Source organism: Putridiphycobacter roseus, from assembly GCF_003234935.1.
In the GTDB taxonomy this organism is placed as follows: Bacteria; Bacteroidota; Bacteroidia; order Flavobacteriales_D; family Crocinitomicaceae; genus Putridiphycobacter; species Putridiphycobacter roseus.
Map to the genome: position 1 here is coordinate 70,135 of NZ_QKSB01000001.1, position 16,955 is coordinate 87,089.

Below are 16,955 nucleotides of genomic sequence, written 5' to 3' on the forward strand. Positions count from 1 at the left end.
TTTTTATTTTTTCCCCCTAAGCGAGTGGACAAATCTTTTGCTCCTTAAAAAGGCATTAAAACCAAACACACGGATAAACTGCTGATTAATCCCTTTAAAAACAGGTCTACCCTTACTATATGCATGCCAAAACAATCCTTCATTTTTGTAAGTTGCCTCTCCGGAATACACATAGGAGATAAAGTAAGTCATGATTATTTTTTCAAGTACATCTTGATTTTCGAATACCTTTCTTTCAATAAAATCCTTTTTAAAGCTTTCTATTACGGTACAGGCATTATTACTTACTTTTACAAAATCACTAGATAGGGAATTGTCCAATTTTCTAGAATGTAAAAAAACGGCTGGATAATAGTCAAATTTTGGTTGATTTAGAAAGCAACGGATATGAAATTCCCAGTCTTGTGCAGACGTCAATTCCTTTAAATAGCCGCCAATTCTTCTAACAAAATCGGTTCTGTAAATTGGATTTCCGGTAATAATAATTTTTGAAATTGCTACAGCTAATGGGTCTGCCAAGATGCCTTTAAAGTCGATAAATTCTAATACGGTTTCTAGATTTTCGTCATACACTTCTCGGTCAGAAATAATAAGATCCAGCTGAGCTGCACGCATCTCACGGCATTGTACTTCAAATTTATTTGCGGTAATAACATCATCTGCGTCCAAAAACTGAATAAGTTCTCCAGTAGCTAATGCCAAGCCTGTATTTCTAGCATAATTGGCACCAGCTTGGGGTTCACTACAAACCTTTATTCTATTGTCTGCATTAGCCAGAGTAGCCAAAACCTTTGCAGTACTGTCTGTAGAGTTATTGTTAACACAAATAATCTCTAGTTCCTGCAGGGTTTGGTTTAATACAGAACGAACCGTTTCTTCAATATGATCTTCGCAATTATAGCAAGGTATAATTGTGGAAATGGTAACCATAGATTTTTAAAATCTTGCTTTGGTTTTACCAAATCTACTTTTACTTCTATAAATCCAAGAATAGCTTCTATTAAATCCACTATTAGACTTAACCACAAAACTATAAGACAAAGTCATTAAGATAAAGTTATCATTTTGGGCTTCCCCTCTTTTATTAAATACATTTTCAGCTTGTGAAATAGCATTAGAAGGACCATAATTTGCTCTATCTGGATAAGTATTACCAGCTGTATATTGCAATTCAGGATTACGATTTGCAAGAATAGCAGCCAAAGGATCACTACTCATATCAGATGGATTCACATAAAAACCAGAAACATCATCTAAATAATCAGTAAAGGTATAGTTCCAGGAAATTTCCAAACCAAATCTATGTTGTTTTCTATAGGTAAAATAGAAACCACTTCCAATAGGAATAGAAATTGAAAAAGGGCTATAAGACACACCTTCTGTCATTAAGGGACGTAATTTAACATATTCCCCTTCGTACAAAGTCTTTGGGTTATGATAAATAGCACCAATTCCTAAAAATAAATACGTTTTAAAATCTGTTCTATAACGTCCTCTTCTACCCACATCAGACATGGTTAATTGTGGCGGATAAAATTCTAATTTATTATCTAAAATTAAGATATCATTTTTAAAGCTTAAGTTTCTACCTAATCTAGCAGGATTTTCAGATTCAGAATCTGCTCCTTGAACACGTGCATAAGTAAAGGCACCTTGGTATCCAAAAAGTGGGTGAAATCTATATCTAATAAACGCACCAGTTGACCAGCGCGTATCTTTTACTTCTAAATTAAAGACAAAAGGACGAGCAAGATCACCGCCACCTATGTCACCAAGGTAATTTGCCACCCCACCTTTAACCCCAAAGTCAAGGTTATATCTTTGAGCTACAAGACTAGAATGCAGCACAATAGCTACTAAAACAAACAATAGTTTCTTCATAATACAAACGTATTTGCTACAAAAATAAATTTTTACAGCAAATAAACCGCGAAAATTTACTTTTTTTTTAAATTAAAACTGTTAATAATCTGGTGAAAACCTTAAATTCGCCTTTCATTCATGACAAAAAAATGGAAAATAAAATCACAAAATTATTTCAAATAAAATACCCTATCATTCAAGCGGGTATGATATGGTGTTCAGGTTGGGAATTAGCGAGCGCTGTTTCTAATGCTGGTGGACTTGGAATTATAGGTTCCGGTTCTATGTATCCCGAAATTTTAGAGGAGCACATTATCAAGTGTAAAAATGCGACTAAAAACCCATTTGCTGTAAATTTACCCATGCTTTATCCAGCCATTGACGAACATATTGAAACCATTATTAAACATGGGGTAAAAATTGTGTTTACTTCTGCGGGAAATCCAAAAAAATATACCAGCTATTTAAAATCAAAAGGCATTACAGTGGTGCATGTTGTTTCCAGTCTTAAATTCGCATTGAAAGCTGAAGCTGCTGGTGTAGATGCAGTAGTAGCTGAAGGTTTTGAAGCTGGTGGCCACAATGGTAGAGATGAAACCACCACCTTAACGTTGCTACCTATTGTCGCCAAAGCCATTAAAATTCCTTTAATTGCAGCAGGCGGTATTGGTACTGGAGAAACCATGTTGGCCGCTATGACATTAGGGGCAGATGGCGTACAGATTGGTAGTCGCTTTATCGCTTCCAATGAATCTTCCGCCCACCAAAACTTCAAAGAAAGAGTGTTGGCAACCAATGAAGGAGATACCGAATTAACTTTAAAAGAACTTACCCCGGTAAGGCTGATTAAAAATGAATTTTACCAAGAAATTCAAGAAGCATACGCAGCCAAAGCCAGTGTAGAAACCTTAAACAATTTATTGGGAAGAGGACGTGCTAAAAAAGGCATGTTTGAAGGAGATTTAGTACATGGCGAATTAGAAGTAGGACAAATCGCAGGAGTAATCGATAAAATTATGCCTGCAGCCGATATTATCCAAGAAATTATTGAAGCATATAACCAAGCAATTAATAACATTAAAACTGGCAAACTAGACCTGAATGATTGATATAGAAACTTACACCTTAAAAAATGGCTTAAGGGTTATTTTACACCAAGATAAAACATCCCCAATTGCCGTTGTAAATACCATTTACAATGTTGGTGCAAGAGATGAATCTCCAGATCAAACTGGATTTGCACATTTATTTGAACACCTGATGTTTGGTGGTTCGGAAAATATTCCAAACTTTGATACGCCTTTACAAAAAGCAGGCGGAGAAAGTAACGCGTTTACGAGTAACGACATTACCAATTACTACTGTACTGGTCCTTTAGAAAATATAGAAACCATCCTTTGGTTAGAAAGCGATAGAATGCTGCAACTGGCTTTCACTCAAAAAAGCTTGGACGTACAAAAAAGTGTCGTGATTGAAGAATTTAAGCAACGGTACATCAACCAACCTTACGGCGACGTTTGGCATGAGTTTCGACCATTGATATACAAAGAACACCCCTACCAATGGCCTACCATAGGAAAGGATTTATCGCACATTGAAAACGCTGTACTTAGCGACGTAAAGGCATTTTTTAACAAACATTACTCTCCTGCGAATGCTATATTGGTGATTGGTGGTAACTTCAACAGTGCTGCAATGCATCAAATGATTGAGAAATGGTATGGTGACATTCCTACAGGCAACCATTATGTACGAGACATTAAACCGGAGCCCGCACAAATAGAATATAGAGAAAAAACCATTGAAAGAGCAGTACCTTCGAATGCCATTTACATGGCTTTTAGAATTGGAAATAGGGTGAGTGACGACCATTATACTGGAGACTTGTGTTCCGATATTCTAAGCGGTAGTAAGTCCGCAAGATTCCATGAAAACTTAGTCAAAAACAAAAAGCTATTTACCCAAATTAACGCCTATATTTCTTCGGGTTGGGAACATGGCCTTTTTATCGTTACGGGTTTTTTAACCGATACCTGTACCATTCAAATGGCAAAAGACGCAATATGGGAAGAGCTAAACCAAATGAAAATGCCCATTGAAAATAAAGAACTTTCTAAAGTAAAAGAGAAATTTAAAACAGCATTTGCTTTTCAAAACCAAAGTCTTTTAAACCGTTGTATGAATATTGCGCAATTTGCGCTGATGGATAAATTGGAAGATTTTGAATTAGAATTAAGTCACTACGACGCCATTGATAACAAAACTATTGAGCATTTTGCTGCCAAGTATTTTGTAAAAACAAATTGTACAACCTTGATTGTAAATAAAAAATAATGAACAGATCCATCCCACCTAAATTAAACCCCATAAAAACCGCACATCTTCTTTTTCCTAAACAGATTCAACTAAAAAATAATTTAGATTTCTATTGGTTAGATGAAGTACACGATCAAACCATTAAATTAGATTTTGTTTGGGACGCTGGTTCCAAATACGAGGATAAAAAGTTAATATCTAAACTCTGCAATAAATTACTTTTGAGCGGAACCAATACATTAAACGCTTTAACCATCAATGAACAAATTGATGCTTTGGGTGGGTATGTTAATTTTGACCACAATGCAGACCACGGTGGCTTTACCATTTTTGGTCTCCAACAAAACATCAATGCCATTGTAAAAATTGTTTTACATGCCTTTGACCAAGTGGTATTTGATGAAAGTGAAATCCACAAATTAATTGAGATAGAGAAGAAAAATTACGACTTAAACATAGAAAAAGTTAACGTTTTGGCCCGAAGAGCCTTTAACCAGCAACTTTTTGGAGAAGGGCATTATTATGCTAAAAACGTTGTGCCGGCAGATTTCGAAAATATAAAGCAAAAGGAGATTGTGCAATTTTACACCGAAAATTACCAAGCCAAACAACCCGCCATTTTTCTCGTAGGGCAAGCAGATAATGCATTCTTAAATCAATTGGATGATTTTTCTGCAAGCTTCCCAAATCACCTTAATTCTTTTCAACCCAAAGTACCCAAACAGCAATTAACCACCACCCATATACCAAAGGAAAAAGCGGTACAAACGGCCATCAGAATTGGGAAACTGTGTATAGACAAAAACCAAGCTGACTATACCCATTTTCAAATGATGAATACCATACTAGGAGGGTATTTTGGTAGTAGACTAATGAAAAACATTAGAGAAGAAAAAGGATATACCTACGGCATTGGCTCTGGCATCTCGACCTTAGAAAATGCCACCTATTTTTTCATTGCTACAGAAGTTGGAAAAGAAAATATGCAATTAACTATAGATGAAATTTTTTCAGAAATGAAAATCTTGAGTACGACATTGGTTTCAGAAGAAGAATTAAAAATTGTAAAAAATTACCTATTGGGCTCTTTTTTAAAAAACGCAGACGGACCTATTCCAATGATGGAAAAATTCAAAAATATTTATTTTGCCAAGTTGCCTGAGAATTATTACAGCAATTATTTTCAAAAAGTTCAAGCCGCAACCCCTGCGGATATATTAAACGTAGCGAAAAAATATTTGAAACCAGACTCCTTTACTATTGTAACTGCAGGATAAAAAACTAAACACATTAAACCTTTTACTATTTTAATTGTCATAGGTTGGAATAACAAAAACAATCCACATGAAAAAAACAGTTTTAATATTAGGCCTGATGTTAATGGCCGGTACTTTTAGCAATGCAATTGCTCAAAGAGGAGAGAAAATGGAGAATGCTAAAAAATTAACTCCAGCAGAAATAGCACAAAAACGAACAGACAAGGCCGTAAAAGACCTTGGTTTAGATGAAAATCAAACAGAAAAATTGTACGCTATAAATTTAAAACAAGCGAATGAAAATTTAGCTTTAAAAAAAGAAATGAAAGCTTTAAAGGCTAAATTCGAAGCTAATAAAACACAACATGAAGCCGATATTAATGATTTACTAACCAAAGAGCAGTTAGAAAAAAAATTAGCATTGGAAGCAGAAAGAAAGGCAAAAAAAGGGGATAAAAAAAATGATGCGAACAGACCGCCTCATCCACCAAGACCTTAAGCGTTTATTAATGCCAAAAGAAATAAGAAACATCCACTATTAAAGTGGGTGTTTTTTTATTTATAATGCTTTTCTTTACACCATCAAAAACGCCTATACATACCCGCCTAGCTTTTGGCTTTTGTGCTTAAACATGCTTGTTTTTATGACAAGTTTTAATCTGTTAATTCCGGAGTTAAATGATTATCTAAAAAATCTTGGTGGCAATGATTACAAATGGATGATTTTAGGGCTATGGACTATTGCTGCTGGAATAGCCAGACCATTCAGTGGTAAAATTGCGGATAATTTTGGTCGAAAACCCACCCTTTACATTGGCATTTCCATTAGTATAATCGTCTCCTTTTTTTACCCATTATTTACTTCTGTATTCGGCTTCTTAGTCTTGCGTTTTTTACATGGATTTAGTACTGGTTTTCAACCAACGGGTGCAACGGCATTGGTGGGAGACATTATCCCATATCGCAAAAGAGGAGAAGCCATGGGGATATTTAGTTTAACCATCAGTATAGGCTTTGGCTTGGGTAACTTTTTAAGCTCCCATACCTTTGCGCTGGTTGGTATTAACGGTTTATTCTATACCACACTAATCATGGGGCTAATTGCCTTAGCTACGGTTCCTTTTATAACTGAATCTATGACGGAGAAGAAGCCTTTTATCTTAAAAAATATTATCCCTCGATTTAACGAAATTATAGCCCCTGAAGTAATTCACCCAGCAGTAATTATGTTTTTGACTGCTATGTGTGGTGGTATTTATTATTTAATGGTCCCCGATTTTAGCACTCATTTGGGGTTAACGAACAAGGGTTTATTTTTTGGGTTCACCACCATGACTACGATATTTATTCGTTTTTTTGCAGGCAGAGCGACCGATAAATATGGTAGGGTAAAAAGTCTTTATTTTGGCGTTGCCATTCTTTTTATTGCCATGACCTTGTCTTTTTTATCCACAGAACCAACTTTATTTATGATTAGCGGTGCTGTTTATGGCATTGGGTCAGGTATTACCTCTCCTGCTCTATTTGCTTGGACTACCGACTTAGCAAACCCAAGATACAAAGGAAGAGGTATGGGGACATTATTTATAGCGCTTGAATTTGGCATATTTGCGGGTACATATACCGGACAATTAGCCTACCAAAACAATGCATCTCGTTTCGGAGATGCATTTTTAGTTGGTATGATTCTATGTATTATTGGGCTATTTTACTTAAGTTTTAGAAGTAAATTCGCTAGAAAATTAAGCTTATAGCTTCATTCTTAAATAACTCAAAAATTCTTTCTTTACTTCAGGTTCTGCAAATTTCCCACCAAATTCAGCAGTAACGGTGCTACTTTGAATATCTTGAATTCCTCTTGAGTTAACGCAAAGGTGTTTGGCATCAATTACGCAAGCCACATCTTCTGTTTGAAGATAATCTTTTAAATGATTTACCACTTGCATGGTCAATCTTTCTTGTACTTGTGGTCGCTTAGAATAATAATCTACGATTCTATTCATTTTCGAAAGTCCAATTACTCTACCCGAAGAAATATACGCTATGTGGGCTTTTCCCACAATTGGTAAAAAATGGTGTTCACAAGTAGAATAAACAGTAATGTCTTTTTCTACTAACATTTCAGTATAAGCATACTTGTTTTCGAAGGTGGAATTTTTTGGAGATTTATCAGGATTTAATCCGCCAAATAATTCTTTAACATACATTTTTGCAACACGTTTCGGCGTTGCTTTTAAACTATCATCCGTTAAGTCTAACCCCAGTGTTTCCATAATCTCAGCAAACTTTTCCTGGATGATGTCAATCTTTTGATCGTCGGATAAAAGGAAAGCATCTTTTCGTAACGGCGTGTCACCTGCTGTTCCAAAATGGTCATCTCCCATTTCTTCAATTTCAGTGTTATTTTTCATGTTTTTTTATTTTGGGGACAAATTTACATCATTCCTATGACAAATGGCTTTTTAAATTACATTTGTTAACCTATATCAAGTTTTAATAATGCGCACTATCCAATTAAAAAAAATATTGAACGAACATTGCATCCAGTTTATTGAAAAAAAGCAGATGGATTTAAGTTTATCTATAGAAGATGCTAACTCTTCCTTACACTCTGCATCCAACAGTACCGCTGGCGACAAGCACGACACAAGCAGGGCCATGATGCATTTAGAAATTGAAAAAAAAAGTAAACAATTAAATGAAGTAGTACAATTAAAAAAACTGATTCCCATTTTAATCGACAATAGCCAACAAAAAAGTTTTGGCGTTGGAACTGTTGTAGAAACCAATGCTGGTAGTTTTTACATGAGTTTTAATGCGGGTAAAAAGGAAATTGAAGGGCAATCTTTTACTTTTATATCCTTAGCCTCTCCACTGGCACAAGCCTTTAAAAATAATTTGAATAAAAAAGAGTTTCAATTTATGCAAAAAACTTACACCATTTTAAAAACCTTTTAATGTCTTACCCTTCGATTTTAAATAATCACTGACTGCCATAATAAATATGCCAATTAATAAAAAGGCAGACACCCTTCCAATAATATCTCCATACTGGGTGAAAAAAGTGATGGTATCATTTTTATTAATACTTTGTACCATGGCGCCTTTTTTGTCCCAATCCAATGCTTCTACAATTTCTCCCTTTTGATTAATAAAACAAGAAATACCTGTATTAGCGGAACGCACCAATGATCTTCTATTTTCTATGGCTCTAATTTGAGAGAAAATTAAATGCTGTTTATACCCTGGCGTATCCCCCCACCAGCCATCATTTGTAATTACACACAAAAAATCGGCTCCCATGCTAACAAACTCACTGACATACTCCCCGTAAACCGATTCATAACAGATTAATGGGGCAGTTTTTAAAACTTTGGTGTAAAATAAATTAGGATAAGTATTACCAACTAATATACTATTGGTACCACCTAAATCTACCGACAATTTAGCCATAAAAGGAAACAGGTCTACAAAAGGCAATTTTTCGGCCCCCAGTACTAATTTTGCTTTATGGTATTTTTGAATTTTATCATCTCCACTTATCAATAAGGCCGTATTATAGTTTTCAAACCATTTATTTCTTTTTTTAACTGCTGGAAAAGGTCTTTCTTTTTCGAACAAACCGTAAGTGTCGGCACCCGTTAAAATTGGAATACCTTTTTCTTTCGTATAAGCTTTTAATTTAAATATTACCCCCATGTTATCCAAAGCGGCTTCATCCATATAAGAAGAAATTGCTGTTTCAGGAAAAACAATTAAAGCTGTGTTTTTAGTGATCTTAGTAGATGCTAAGTCCAACATGTCCGAAATTTGTTGGGAGGTAGGCGTTGTAAACTTAACCCCTGGCCCCGTAAAATCACTATTCCAAGGATTTAAATTAGGTTGTACAATTACCACTTCCACCGGATTTACTTTTTCTTCGTAGCGATAAAAATGCCACAAACTACTTGTAATTGGTAGTAATAACATTATTGCGCCTAACAAAAACAAGGGACTTTGAATGCTAACAGTTTCTTTTTTCTCTTTGATATTAACATATAAAACATACACCAAAATATTAACCAATAAAACCCATAAAGTTCCCCCGGAAACTCCGGTATAGGAGTACCACTGAATTAATGCTGGGTGATTCCCAAAAGCATTCCCTAAACTCAACCAAGGCCAAGAAAGATCCCAAATATGGTCTAAATGTTCAAAAGAAAGCCAAACGGCAACTAATCCAATTAAACTTTTACTCAAGTTTAATATTCTATTAAAAAAGCCAAAAACCACAAAAGGTAAAGTCATCAAAAATGCATTTGCAAAAAATGCCATTAAAGCCCCTTCCAAGGAGGCATTCTTTATCCACCAAGTAGCAACAACATTAAAAATAACCATGTAAATATAGTTTCCTAAAAACCGTTTAACCCCTCTACCTTTCAAAGCCTTATTCACTTCCACATTAAACCAAATGATGGGTGTAAAGGCAATAAAAACTAGTGGAAACAAGCTTCCTGAATAAGGAAATGACAAGCCCAGAAATAAGGCTGCAACACATAAAATTAAGATGGATTTTAAATAGGATATTTGCATGTGCAAATATAATTCTATTCTCGAATATTCATTTTAGGTTTTTATTAAATCCAAATTTAATTTTAATAAAAAAAATAAAGATGAATAATATTATTACTTTTGAATGAAGCGCATGAAAAAAATAAAACATTTATACTACAAGGATTTAGCTGGATTCCGATTAATTGGAATGCTATTAATATTCTCTTACATCATCATGTATTTATTGGCAACTAATGATCGTTCCGATTTTTCTATACATGCGCTGGCTTATACTTCCGAATTTGCAGATGTTGGCTTGAGTCTTTTTGTTTTGTTGAGTAGTTTTTTAATTACGGTACAAGGATTAAGAGAATACAAATACACCAAATCATTTTCACTTAGAAAATTTTATATCCGCAGACTTCTTAAAGTGGCCCCCATTTTAATCATAGGCCTATTGTTCTATTTTTTTATACACCCATTATTAATTAACTTTTTAAAATTAACCTCTTTAGAGGGCAGTAATTCTATTAAAAACTTACTCTTTTTTCCTACTTACCATGGTTTACTAAGAGCCGAAGTTTTTATTTATGCCTACATCCTCTATAATGTGTTATTAATCAGTTTCTTTTATTTAGTATGGGGATTTGTATTAAAATATTTACAATCTATATTACCACTTATTTCTATACTATTAATTGTTGGAGGGGTATTCTTAAAATTTCTATATATTAACGAAAGTAACAGTTTTGAGCATTACATTTTATATTATATATTTGAAGTAGGTATTGGCGCAGCATTAGCCGTTATTTTCAGAAAACAAAAAAACTTAGTGGACTGGATAAAAAAATTATCCCACGCACAAATTGTGACCTTTTATATTACTGTAATCAGTATAATACTACTTTGGTTTTTTGTATTGCAAATTGAAATATTGAGTGCGCTCATAAAAATGGTTTTCACTTTATTAATTGCCTGCATGATCATGGAACAAACTTTTGCAAAACATTCCATTTTAAAATTAAGGGATATTAAAGTTATCATGCGTCTTGGTAAACTAAGCTATAACATGATTGTATTGTCTCCAATCATAGCCGTTATAATTTTAATTGCCATAGAATCACTAGACCGAAGTATAACCGCGCCAATCATTAAAGTCGTTTATCCAATAATAACCTTATTAATTACTTGGTTATTGGCAGATATTTTTTACAAATATATCTCTAAGTTCTTTATTCGAATGCAATCGGATTTTAAGCCTTTAAAGTGATGCTTGGATAGTTTCTAATTCCAATTCCAAAGCTTCCCATTTTTCTTCAGCATCTTTTAATTCCTGTTCCGCTGACTCATACTTTTTTAAAGCTGTGGTATATACTGCTGCTTCATTAAAATCGGTACTTTCTAATTCCGTTAAGGCTTTCGCTTTCGCTTCTTCCAATTCGGTAATTTTTCTTTCCGCATTTTTAATTTTCGTATCTAGTTTTTTAATCTCTTGATTAACGCCCGGATTAACTTTCTTTTCTTCAGGAACAGCCTTATCTTCTTGTTTACCTTGAATAAGGGCTATATCTTGATTATCGTATGTTTCTTCACCAATACGCTCTAAAAATTCATTAACACCAAACAAATGAGTTTTCAATTTGTAATCTTTAATCTCCCAAATTTTGTTACTCAAACCATTTAAGAAATCCCTATCATGCGATACCAGCAATAAAGTCCCCTCATAAGATTTAAGGGCTTCTTTTAAAATATCTTTCGAAGTTAAATCTAAGTGATTGGTAGGCTCATCCAATATTAAAAAATTGAAATCATAGAACAACAATTTACAAATTGCAAGTCTTGTACGTTCTCCTCCCGACAGTACACTTACTTTTTTATCTATGTCGTCACCACCGAAAAGAAACGCTCCTAAAGTGGCTCTAATGTCCCCTCTTTTATCTCCTTCCGCTATATCATCTATAATTTGGAAGACGGTTTTATTAGGATCTAACTTTTCTGCAGAATCTTGGGCGAAATAGCCAATTTTCACATTGTGTCCAAACTCGATATTTCCTTCGTATTCAATTTCTTTCGTCAATGCTTTCAAGAAAGTAGATTTTCCTACCCCATTTGGGCCTAGCAATGCAATTTTTTCATTTCTGGCTAAAAGCAAATCCATGTCTTGAAAAATCGTTTTCTCCCCATAAACTTTTGAAAGATTTTTAATGTCCATGACAATTTTACCAGAAGCTTGGGTCACTGGAAATTTGACACTAAATGCTTTTCTTTCGATAGAATCTACCTCAATAATTTCCATCTTATCTAACTTCTTAATCAAACTTTGTGCAAAGGCAGCTTTATTCGCTTTTGCACGGTATTTACTGATTAAGGCTTGCGTACGTTCTATTTCTTTATCTTGGTTCTTTTTGGTTTGCATGGTTCTTTCCAATGCTTCCGCATGCAACACCAAATACTTAGAATAATTACATTTATAATCGTATATTTTTTGGTTAGCCACCTCAATGGTACGATTCGTTACATTGTCTAAGAAACGTTTATCGTGAGAAATTAACACCAACCCACCTTTATAGTTTTTTAAGTAATCTTCCAACCATTGTATCGAAACGATATCCAAGTGATTGGTAGGCTCATCAATTAATAATATATCTGGATTATTCACTAATAACTTGGCCAATTCGGCCCGCATTTGCCAACCCCCACTAAAAGAACCAATGTCTTTATCAAAATCATCTGGATGAAAGCCCAAACCTTTTAATACCGACTCAATACGTTCTGCAAATTGATGGGCATCTAACAAGTTTAATTCCTCATTAATTTCTGTCACCTCATTGATTAAATCCATGTACCCATCCGATTCATAATCGGTTCTAGATATTAATCCCTCATTTACCTGTTCTAACCTTTCTGTTAAAAAATTAACCCTTTCATTAGAAGTTTCAATATAACTACGAATACTGATGTTCTTTTGAATGATAATATCTTGGGTTAAATAACCAATATTTAAATCCTTTTGTTTTACAACATTTCCTTCTGTTGGTTTTATTTCACCAGAGATTAAACGCAATAAGGTAGATTTACCGGCACCATTTTTCCCTGTCAAGCCAATCTTGTGGCCTTTATCAATAAACATTGAAATATTTTTATACAAATATCCCTGAGGTAAGTGGTAAGAAAGATTATTTAATCGAATCATAGTTATAAATAAAGCGCAAAAGTAGTGATAATAAATAAAAAACGGGAAGCAAGTTGCTTCCCGTTTTCAATAATGTATATTAAAGCGTGTTTAGAAACTCCACAAATCGTGTTCAAAAGTAAAGATATCTTCTTTAATTCTTTCCGATTCTAGCAAAGCATCTACACCTGCTTTATAAGTATCAATATCTCTATCGTATAAATTAGATTCTTTGGTGATGTAAGAAGTAAACTTACGTTTCCAGAATAAATCATCAAATGACATTCTTTGCGCATCATTCGAAGAACTTTGTACGAAGAAGTTTTGGAAAACGTATCTACACTGTGGGAAATACAACCAGAATAACTCTCTAAATCCAGTAATATTATCGTTATTATCTCTAGCATAAACCATAGGTGCAATACCTAAAATTCTGCATTCCATTATTGATCTTTCCTTATCAAAGAACCATTGTTCTTTAATTTTGTATTGAACAATATCTTTAGATTTAAACCATAAGGTATCACTAGGAGGGTAAACTGCTTCCATAAAACCATCCGCTCCCATTTTCAAACTATCTTCATCTGGATATACCAAACTTTTTAATGGATCTGCAAAAGGATCTACTTTTTCAGTACCAACATAGATGAACATTCTTTCACGGAATTCCTTATCGTTATAATAAGTTCCACCAGGATTGTTTGAAGTTACAGGATATTTAAATAAATCACCATCTTTCCATGCCTCCCAGTTAGGGTTGAATGGGGAATATAAAGTTAATTCTCCAGTCATGATATGGTGACGAATAATTGTCCATAAACTCCATCTAGTAGTGTTCTTTTTCCACATTCCTTCTTCAATATCATCCAAAGGGTAGTATAAAGGATGATTAAACTTTTCTCTTAAGTCAATCACTCGCCACACTTTTTTACTCCAAATAACATCCGCTTCTCTCACAAACTCGTAAGGAACCACTTTTTTAGTTGGAATATTAGACTCCATATACACTCCATCCATAACACCGGGTGCAGGATATGAAATAGGCCCTCTCACATCATCTCCTTGGGCAATTGCTATTGAACCCAAAAGACAAACCACTAATAAAATACTTAATTTTTTCATCTCTCTCTACTTAAATTATAATTATCTAGGTGTAAATACTAAAGCTCCTCTTTGAGAAACACCATCTGGTCCTCTATAAGTAACTAGCATAGTAACTTGTTTCCCTCTAGATTGTGCTAAAATTTTCTTAGCATTACCATCTAGTTTTCCACCGCCACCAACACGACCTTTAGCCATTAAACCATCTACAGTTACTGTACCACTTACTACTGTAAATGCTACACCTGTTAAAGGAACTGACTCGTCATATCTACAAGATATTTTACTGTTTGCATTCGCTTTCACAGAAGAAAGACCAGGGTTTTGACCGTTTGTAATACCACCTAAATAAACTGTAGGTGCAGGTAACTTTTTAACTTTAAATTTAAAAGAACCTAAATTTACAGATCCACCATTATCTTTTCTTCCGATAACACTAATACTTGCCTCTCTAACACCTGAACCAACAGTTGCTACCCAAGTTTTACCTGACTTAGACAAATTACAGCCACTTCCACTTAAGGAAACTTTATCAGCTGGGAAACCAGACGCAGTACCTTCTACAATATTTTTATATCCACGATATAAAACTCTCATTTCTGGTAAAGCTACCACACCCATTGGTTGTCCAACTGTATAGTTGAATGACCATGGTTTAGGCACTAATTCTCCTTTTTGTTTCACATAAATAACACCTTTTACTTTATGGCTACCAGCAGTTGCTCCTGAAAGTCCAATAGTTCCCGTTGTTTTTTTCCATCTTTCAGGAAGTGTATCCGCATCCATACCGTAAGCGATTTCAGCGATTTCAGTAGAATCATAAGCCGCAATTTTCACATTTAAAGGTAAAGAATCACCTTGGTTAATGTATGCAGATGGTGCAAATGCCATTGGTTCAATTTTGTTGAAATTAAACATTGGTGCATCTACTTTATCCAACATATGTTGTGCTGCTACAGATTCCGCGTTTCTTACATCCGATTTTAATGCAGAGAACATTGCTGCTGCTGCTACAATCGGTGCGTGATCGAACATTGCAGCTACCCATGGCATTGCTTCTGCTCCTTCATCATGACCGTGTACTTCTTCCGGGTAGTTTAATAAATCATACAATTGAATGATTTTACTTGTATCTACTGGATTAGCACTAGCCAAAGCTGCTTTTAAATCCGATTTTTCAGCTGGTGGTTCAAAAGTCCATTTTACTTTACCTTCGCTATAGTTACCGATTTTTGTTACTAAATAATCTCTATATCCATTTAAATTAGTTCTAATACTAATCCCTTTTTCATTTGGATTACTTCTATCAGAACCAACAAATAAATTAGTTGGAATATCGTAGTTATCAAAATTTTGAATACCACCTAAGGACTTCAAACCAGACGGATAAGTTTGTCCATCAATTTCCACATCTAAATCATGGTCTATCCAATCTTGACCACCTTCTGCAAGGCCAATCATTTCATTAGATAGTCCAATTAAAAAACCAACAGTTTTATCTGCTTCATTTTTAACTTCAGTTGCATTTTTTTGCCACTTTTCGATATCCTTTACATCTCCACCAGTAGATTTTAAAGACATTTTTTTTGCTTCAAATCCTTGGTAAATTGCACCATTTTTGTTTTCTATTGCACCTGTACTTACTTCAACTTTATCGTTCAAAGTAATAAATGCAGCAATTACTTGCTTAGAAACATTCATTGCCAATAGTGCCGTTAATACGAGATACATCATCCCGATCATCTTCTGTCTTGGGGTTTCTTTTCCTCCTGCCATTTTCTTTAATTAGCTTAAATTAAACATTTAATTAATAAACAATTTCAACTTGAGAAATTAATCTCTTGAAACTGTCATGGCTTTTAACATATTACCATAAACTTGGTTTAAATCTGTTAAGTTTTGAGAAAGCATTGCCATATTCTCTTTATAACGTTTTGTATCTTCAGCTGAATCGCTTAAGTTAGCCATCATTTCAACCACTTGACTTTGAAATTTATCTGTTGCTTCTAAGTGAGCAGAAGAACCTTTCAATTGCAATTCATATACACTATTTAAAGCAGATAAGTTAGTAGATACTTTTTGCATTTGTTCTCCAAATGAAGCACCATCTTCCGTACCAGCAGTCAAACCTAAGATAGACTCAGACGCTCTTTCGTAAGTACTTGACAATTGTTTTACTTGTCCAGAAGCTTCTTCTAAGCTAGCTACGTAATTATCCGTTGCTGCAGCAGCACCAGAAACAGCTTTTAAACCTTCTGCGTTTTCACTTAAAGTTCTAATCCCATCTCCTAATCTATTTAATAAATCAGCATCAATTTTTGCTTCTTCTAATAAGCTATCAAAATGTTCTGTAATTCCAGTTGCGGAACCACCGCCGCCACCGCCACCGGCAACAACTCCAGAAACACCTTTTTCTGAGATATAAGCATGTACATCAAAATCTTCATCATGTGCTAATGCTAATTCAGGGTATACTAATTCCCAATTTGGATCTTCGTGTAATGGTTCAAATGCAGAGAAAAGAAAAATTATAGCCTCTGCAGACAACCCAATAACTAACATGGGTCCAGCGAATGGCCAGTGCATAATTTTAAATAATGCTCCAACGATTACTACGGCAGCCCCGATACCGTATAATTTCGCCATAAAATTTTTCCACTTTTTACTTCCTGGTTTCATAATTTTCCTTGTTTTTTAGTTTAACTTTTGGTTTA

General features: G+C 34.4%; 15 protein-coding genes. 7 read left to right on the forward strand and 8 right to left on the reverse strand.

Annotated features, from left to right (window positions below; all coding sequences use genetic code 11):
- Positions 1 to 3 precede the first annotated feature (3 nt).
- Entirely contained in the window at positions 4 to 930 is a 927-nt protein-coding gene (locus DNU06_RS00270) for a glycosyltransferase family 2 protein (RefSeq protein ID WP_111061206.1), read from the reverse strand.
- Positions 931 to 936: 6 nt separating this feature from the next.
- Positions 937 to 1,881: a DUF6089 family protein gene (locus DNU06_RS00275; protein WP_111061207.1), complete on the reverse strand. Its 945-nt coding sequence runs from the start codon at positions 1,879 to 1,881 to the stop codon at positions 937 to 939.
- A gap of 131 nt (positions 1,882 to 2,012) precedes the next feature.
- Between DNU06_RS00275 and DNU06_RS00280 the strand changes: the two genes are divergently transcribed.
- From DNU06_RS00280 to DNU06_RS00300, 5 genes are all read left to right on the forward strand, one after another.
- Positions 2,013 to 2,972, forward strand: coding sequence for an NAD(P)H-dependent flavin oxidoreductase (locus tag DNU06_RS00280; RefSeq protein ID WP_111061856.1), 960 nt, complete (start codon positions 2,013 to 2,015; stop codon positions 2,970 to 2,972).
- Positions 2,965 to 4,197 (forward strand): M16 family metallopeptidase, encoded by a 1,233-nt coding sequence (locus DNU06_RS00285; protein WP_111061208.1) that lies wholly within the window; start codon positions 2,965 to 2,967, stop codon positions 4,195 to 4,197. Before DNU06_RS00280 ends, DNU06_RS00285 begins: the two co-directional genes overlap by 8 nt.
- A complete protein-coding gene (locus DNU06_RS00290; RefSeq protein ID WP_111061209.1) occupies positions 4,197 to 5,456 on the forward strand; it encodes a M16 family metallopeptidase in 1,260 nt (419 codons plus the stop codon). The genes DNU06_RS00285 and DNU06_RS00290 overlap by 1 nt, the downstream gene beginning before the upstream one ends.
- Positions 5,457 to 5,523: 67 nt before the next feature.
- Entirely contained in the window at positions 5,524 to 5,934 is a 411-nt protein-coding gene (locus DNU06_RS00295; protein ID WP_111061210.1) for a hypothetical protein, read from the forward strand.
- Positions 5,935 to 6,067: 133 nt separating this feature from the next.
- Positions 6,068 to 7,189 carry an MFS transporter gene (locus tag DNU06_RS00300; RefSeq protein WP_111061211.1) on the forward strand — a complete coding sequence of 374 codons (1,122 nt, stop codon included), beginning with the start codon at positions 6,068 to 6,070 and terminating at the stop codon, positions 7,187 to 7,189.
- On the opposite strand, the gene folE is transcribed toward DNU06_RS00300, so the two are convergent.
- Positions 7,184 to 7,846, reverse strand: a complete 663-nt coding sequence (folE, locus tag DNU06_RS00305) for a GTP cyclohydrolase I FolE (protein ID WP_111061212.1) — start codon at positions 7,844 to 7,846, stop codon at positions 7,184 to 7,186. The two genes, DNU06_RS00300 and folE, sit on opposite strands and share 6 nt — an antisense overlap.
- An 88-nt stretch (positions 7,847 to 7,934) precedes the next feature.
- Here folE and DNU06_RS00310 point away from each other — a divergent pair, with 88 nt between their 5' ends.
- Positions 7,935 to 8,393, forward strand: a complete 459-nt coding sequence (locus tag DNU06_RS00310; RefSeq protein ID WP_111061213.1) for a hypothetical protein — start codon at positions 7,935 to 7,937, stop codon at positions 8,391 to 8,393.
- Here the strand turns inward: DNU06_RS00310 and lnt are convergent.
- The gene (lnt, locus tag DNU06_RS00315; protein WP_111061214.1) at positions 8,379 to 10,007 is read right to left on the reverse strand and encodes an apolipoprotein N-acyltransferase; all 1,629 of its coding nucleotides are present in this window, start codon (positions 10,005 to 10,007) and stop codon (positions 8,379 to 8,381) included. The two genes, DNU06_RS00310 and lnt, sit on opposite strands and share 15 nt — an antisense overlap.
- A 112-nt stretch (positions 10,008 to 10,119) precedes the next feature.
- On the opposite strand from lnt, the gene DNU06_RS00320 reads away from it, so the two are divergent.
- Positions 10,120 to 11,238: an acyltransferase family protein gene (locus DNU06_RS00320; RefSeq protein WP_111061215.1), complete on the forward strand. Its 1,119-nt coding sequence runs from the start codon at positions 10,120 to 10,122 to the stop codon at positions 11,236 to 11,238.
- Here the strand turns inward: DNU06_RS00320 and DNU06_RS00325 are convergent.
- From DNU06_RS00325 to porL, 4 genes are all read right to left on the reverse strand, one after another.
- Positions 11,230 to 13,098, reverse strand: coding sequence for an ATP-binding cassette domain-containing protein (locus tag DNU06_RS00325; protein WP_158526788.1), 1,869 nt, complete (start codon positions 13,096 to 13,098; stop codon positions 11,230 to 11,232). The two genes, DNU06_RS00320 and DNU06_RS00325, sit on opposite strands and share 9 nt — an antisense overlap.
- 153 nt (positions 13,099 to 13,251) lie before the next feature.
- Complete coding sequence (gene porN, locus DNU06_RS00330; protein ID WP_111061217.1) at positions 13,252 to 14,262, reverse strand: type IX secretion system ring subunit PorN/GldN; 1,011 nt, start codon at positions 14,260 to 14,262, stop codon at positions 13,252 to 13,254.
- A 21-nt stretch (positions 14,263 to 14,283) separates the two neighbouring features.
- The gene (gene porM, locus DNU06_RS00335; protein ID WP_111061218.1) at positions 14,284 to 16,017 is read right to left on the reverse strand and encodes a type IX secretion system motor protein PorM/GldM; all 1,734 of its coding nucleotides are present in this window, start codon (positions 16,015 to 16,017) and stop codon (positions 14,284 to 14,286) included.
- Positions 16,018 to 16,074: 57 nt separating this feature from the next.
- Entirely contained in the window at positions 16,075 to 16,920 is an 846-nt protein-coding gene (porL, locus tag DNU06_RS00340; RefSeq protein ID WP_111061219.1) for a type IX secretion system motor protein PorL/GldL, read from the reverse strand.
- Positions 16,921 to 16,955 lie beyond the last annotated feature (35 nt).

Bases quoted from the DNA above. Each gene is read 5' to 3' on its own strand.
- DNU06_RS00270 (WP_111061206.1), bottom strand. From the start codon at position 930: ATGGTTACCATTTCCACAATTATACCTTGCTATAATTGCGAAGATCAT.
- DNU06_RS00275 (WP_111061207.1), bottom strand. From the start codon at position 1,881: ATGAAGAAACTATTGTTTGTTTTAGTAGCTATTGTGCTGCATTCTAGT.
- DNU06_RS00280 (WP_111061856.1), top strand. From the start codon at position 2,013: ATGGAAAATAAAATCACAAAATTATTTCAAATAAAATACCCTATCATT.
- DNU06_RS00285 (WP_111061208.1), top strand. From the start codon at position 2,965: ATGATTGATATAGAAACTTACACCTTAAAAAATGGCTTAAGGGTTATT.
- DNU06_RS00290 (WP_111061209.1), top strand. From the start codon at position 4,197: ATGAACAGATCCATCCCACCTAAATTAAACCCCATAAAAACCGCACAT.
- DNU06_RS00295 (WP_111061210.1), top strand. From the start codon at position 5,524: ATGAAAAAAACAGTTTTAATATTAGGCCTGATGTTAATGGCCGGTACT.
- DNU06_RS00300 (WP_111061211.1), top strand. From the start codon at position 6,068: ATGCTTGTTTTTATGACAAGTTTTAATCTGTTAATTCCGGAGTTAAAT.
- folE (WP_111061212.1), bottom strand. From the start codon at position 7,846: ATGAAAAATAACACTGAAATTGAAGAAATGGGAGATGACCATTTTGGA.
- DNU06_RS00310 (WP_111061213.1), top strand. From the start codon at position 7,935: ATGCGCACTATCCAATTAAAAAAAATATTGAACGAACATTGCATCCAG.
- lnt (WP_111061214.1), bottom strand. From the start codon at position 10,007: ATGCAAATATCCTATTTAAAATCCATCTTAATTTTATGTGTTGCAGCC.
- DNU06_RS00320 (WP_111061215.1), top strand. From the start codon at position 10,120: ATGAAAAAAATAAAACATTTATACTACAAGGATTTAGCTGGATTCCGA.
- DNU06_RS00325 (WP_158526788.1), bottom strand. From the start codon at position 13,098: ATGTTTATTGATAAAGGCCACAAGATTGGCTTGACAGGGAAAAATGGT.
- porN (WP_111061217.1), bottom strand. From the start codon at position 14,262: ATGAAAAAATTAAGTATTTTATTAGTGGTTTGTCTTTTGGGTTCAATA.
- porM (WP_111061218.1), bottom strand. From the start codon at position 16,017: ATGGCAGGAGGAAAAGAAACCCCAAGACAGAAGATGATCGGGATGATG.
- porL (WP_111061219.1), bottom strand. From the start codon at position 16,920: ATGAAACCAGGAAGTAAAAAGTGGAAAAATTTTATGGCGAAATTATAC.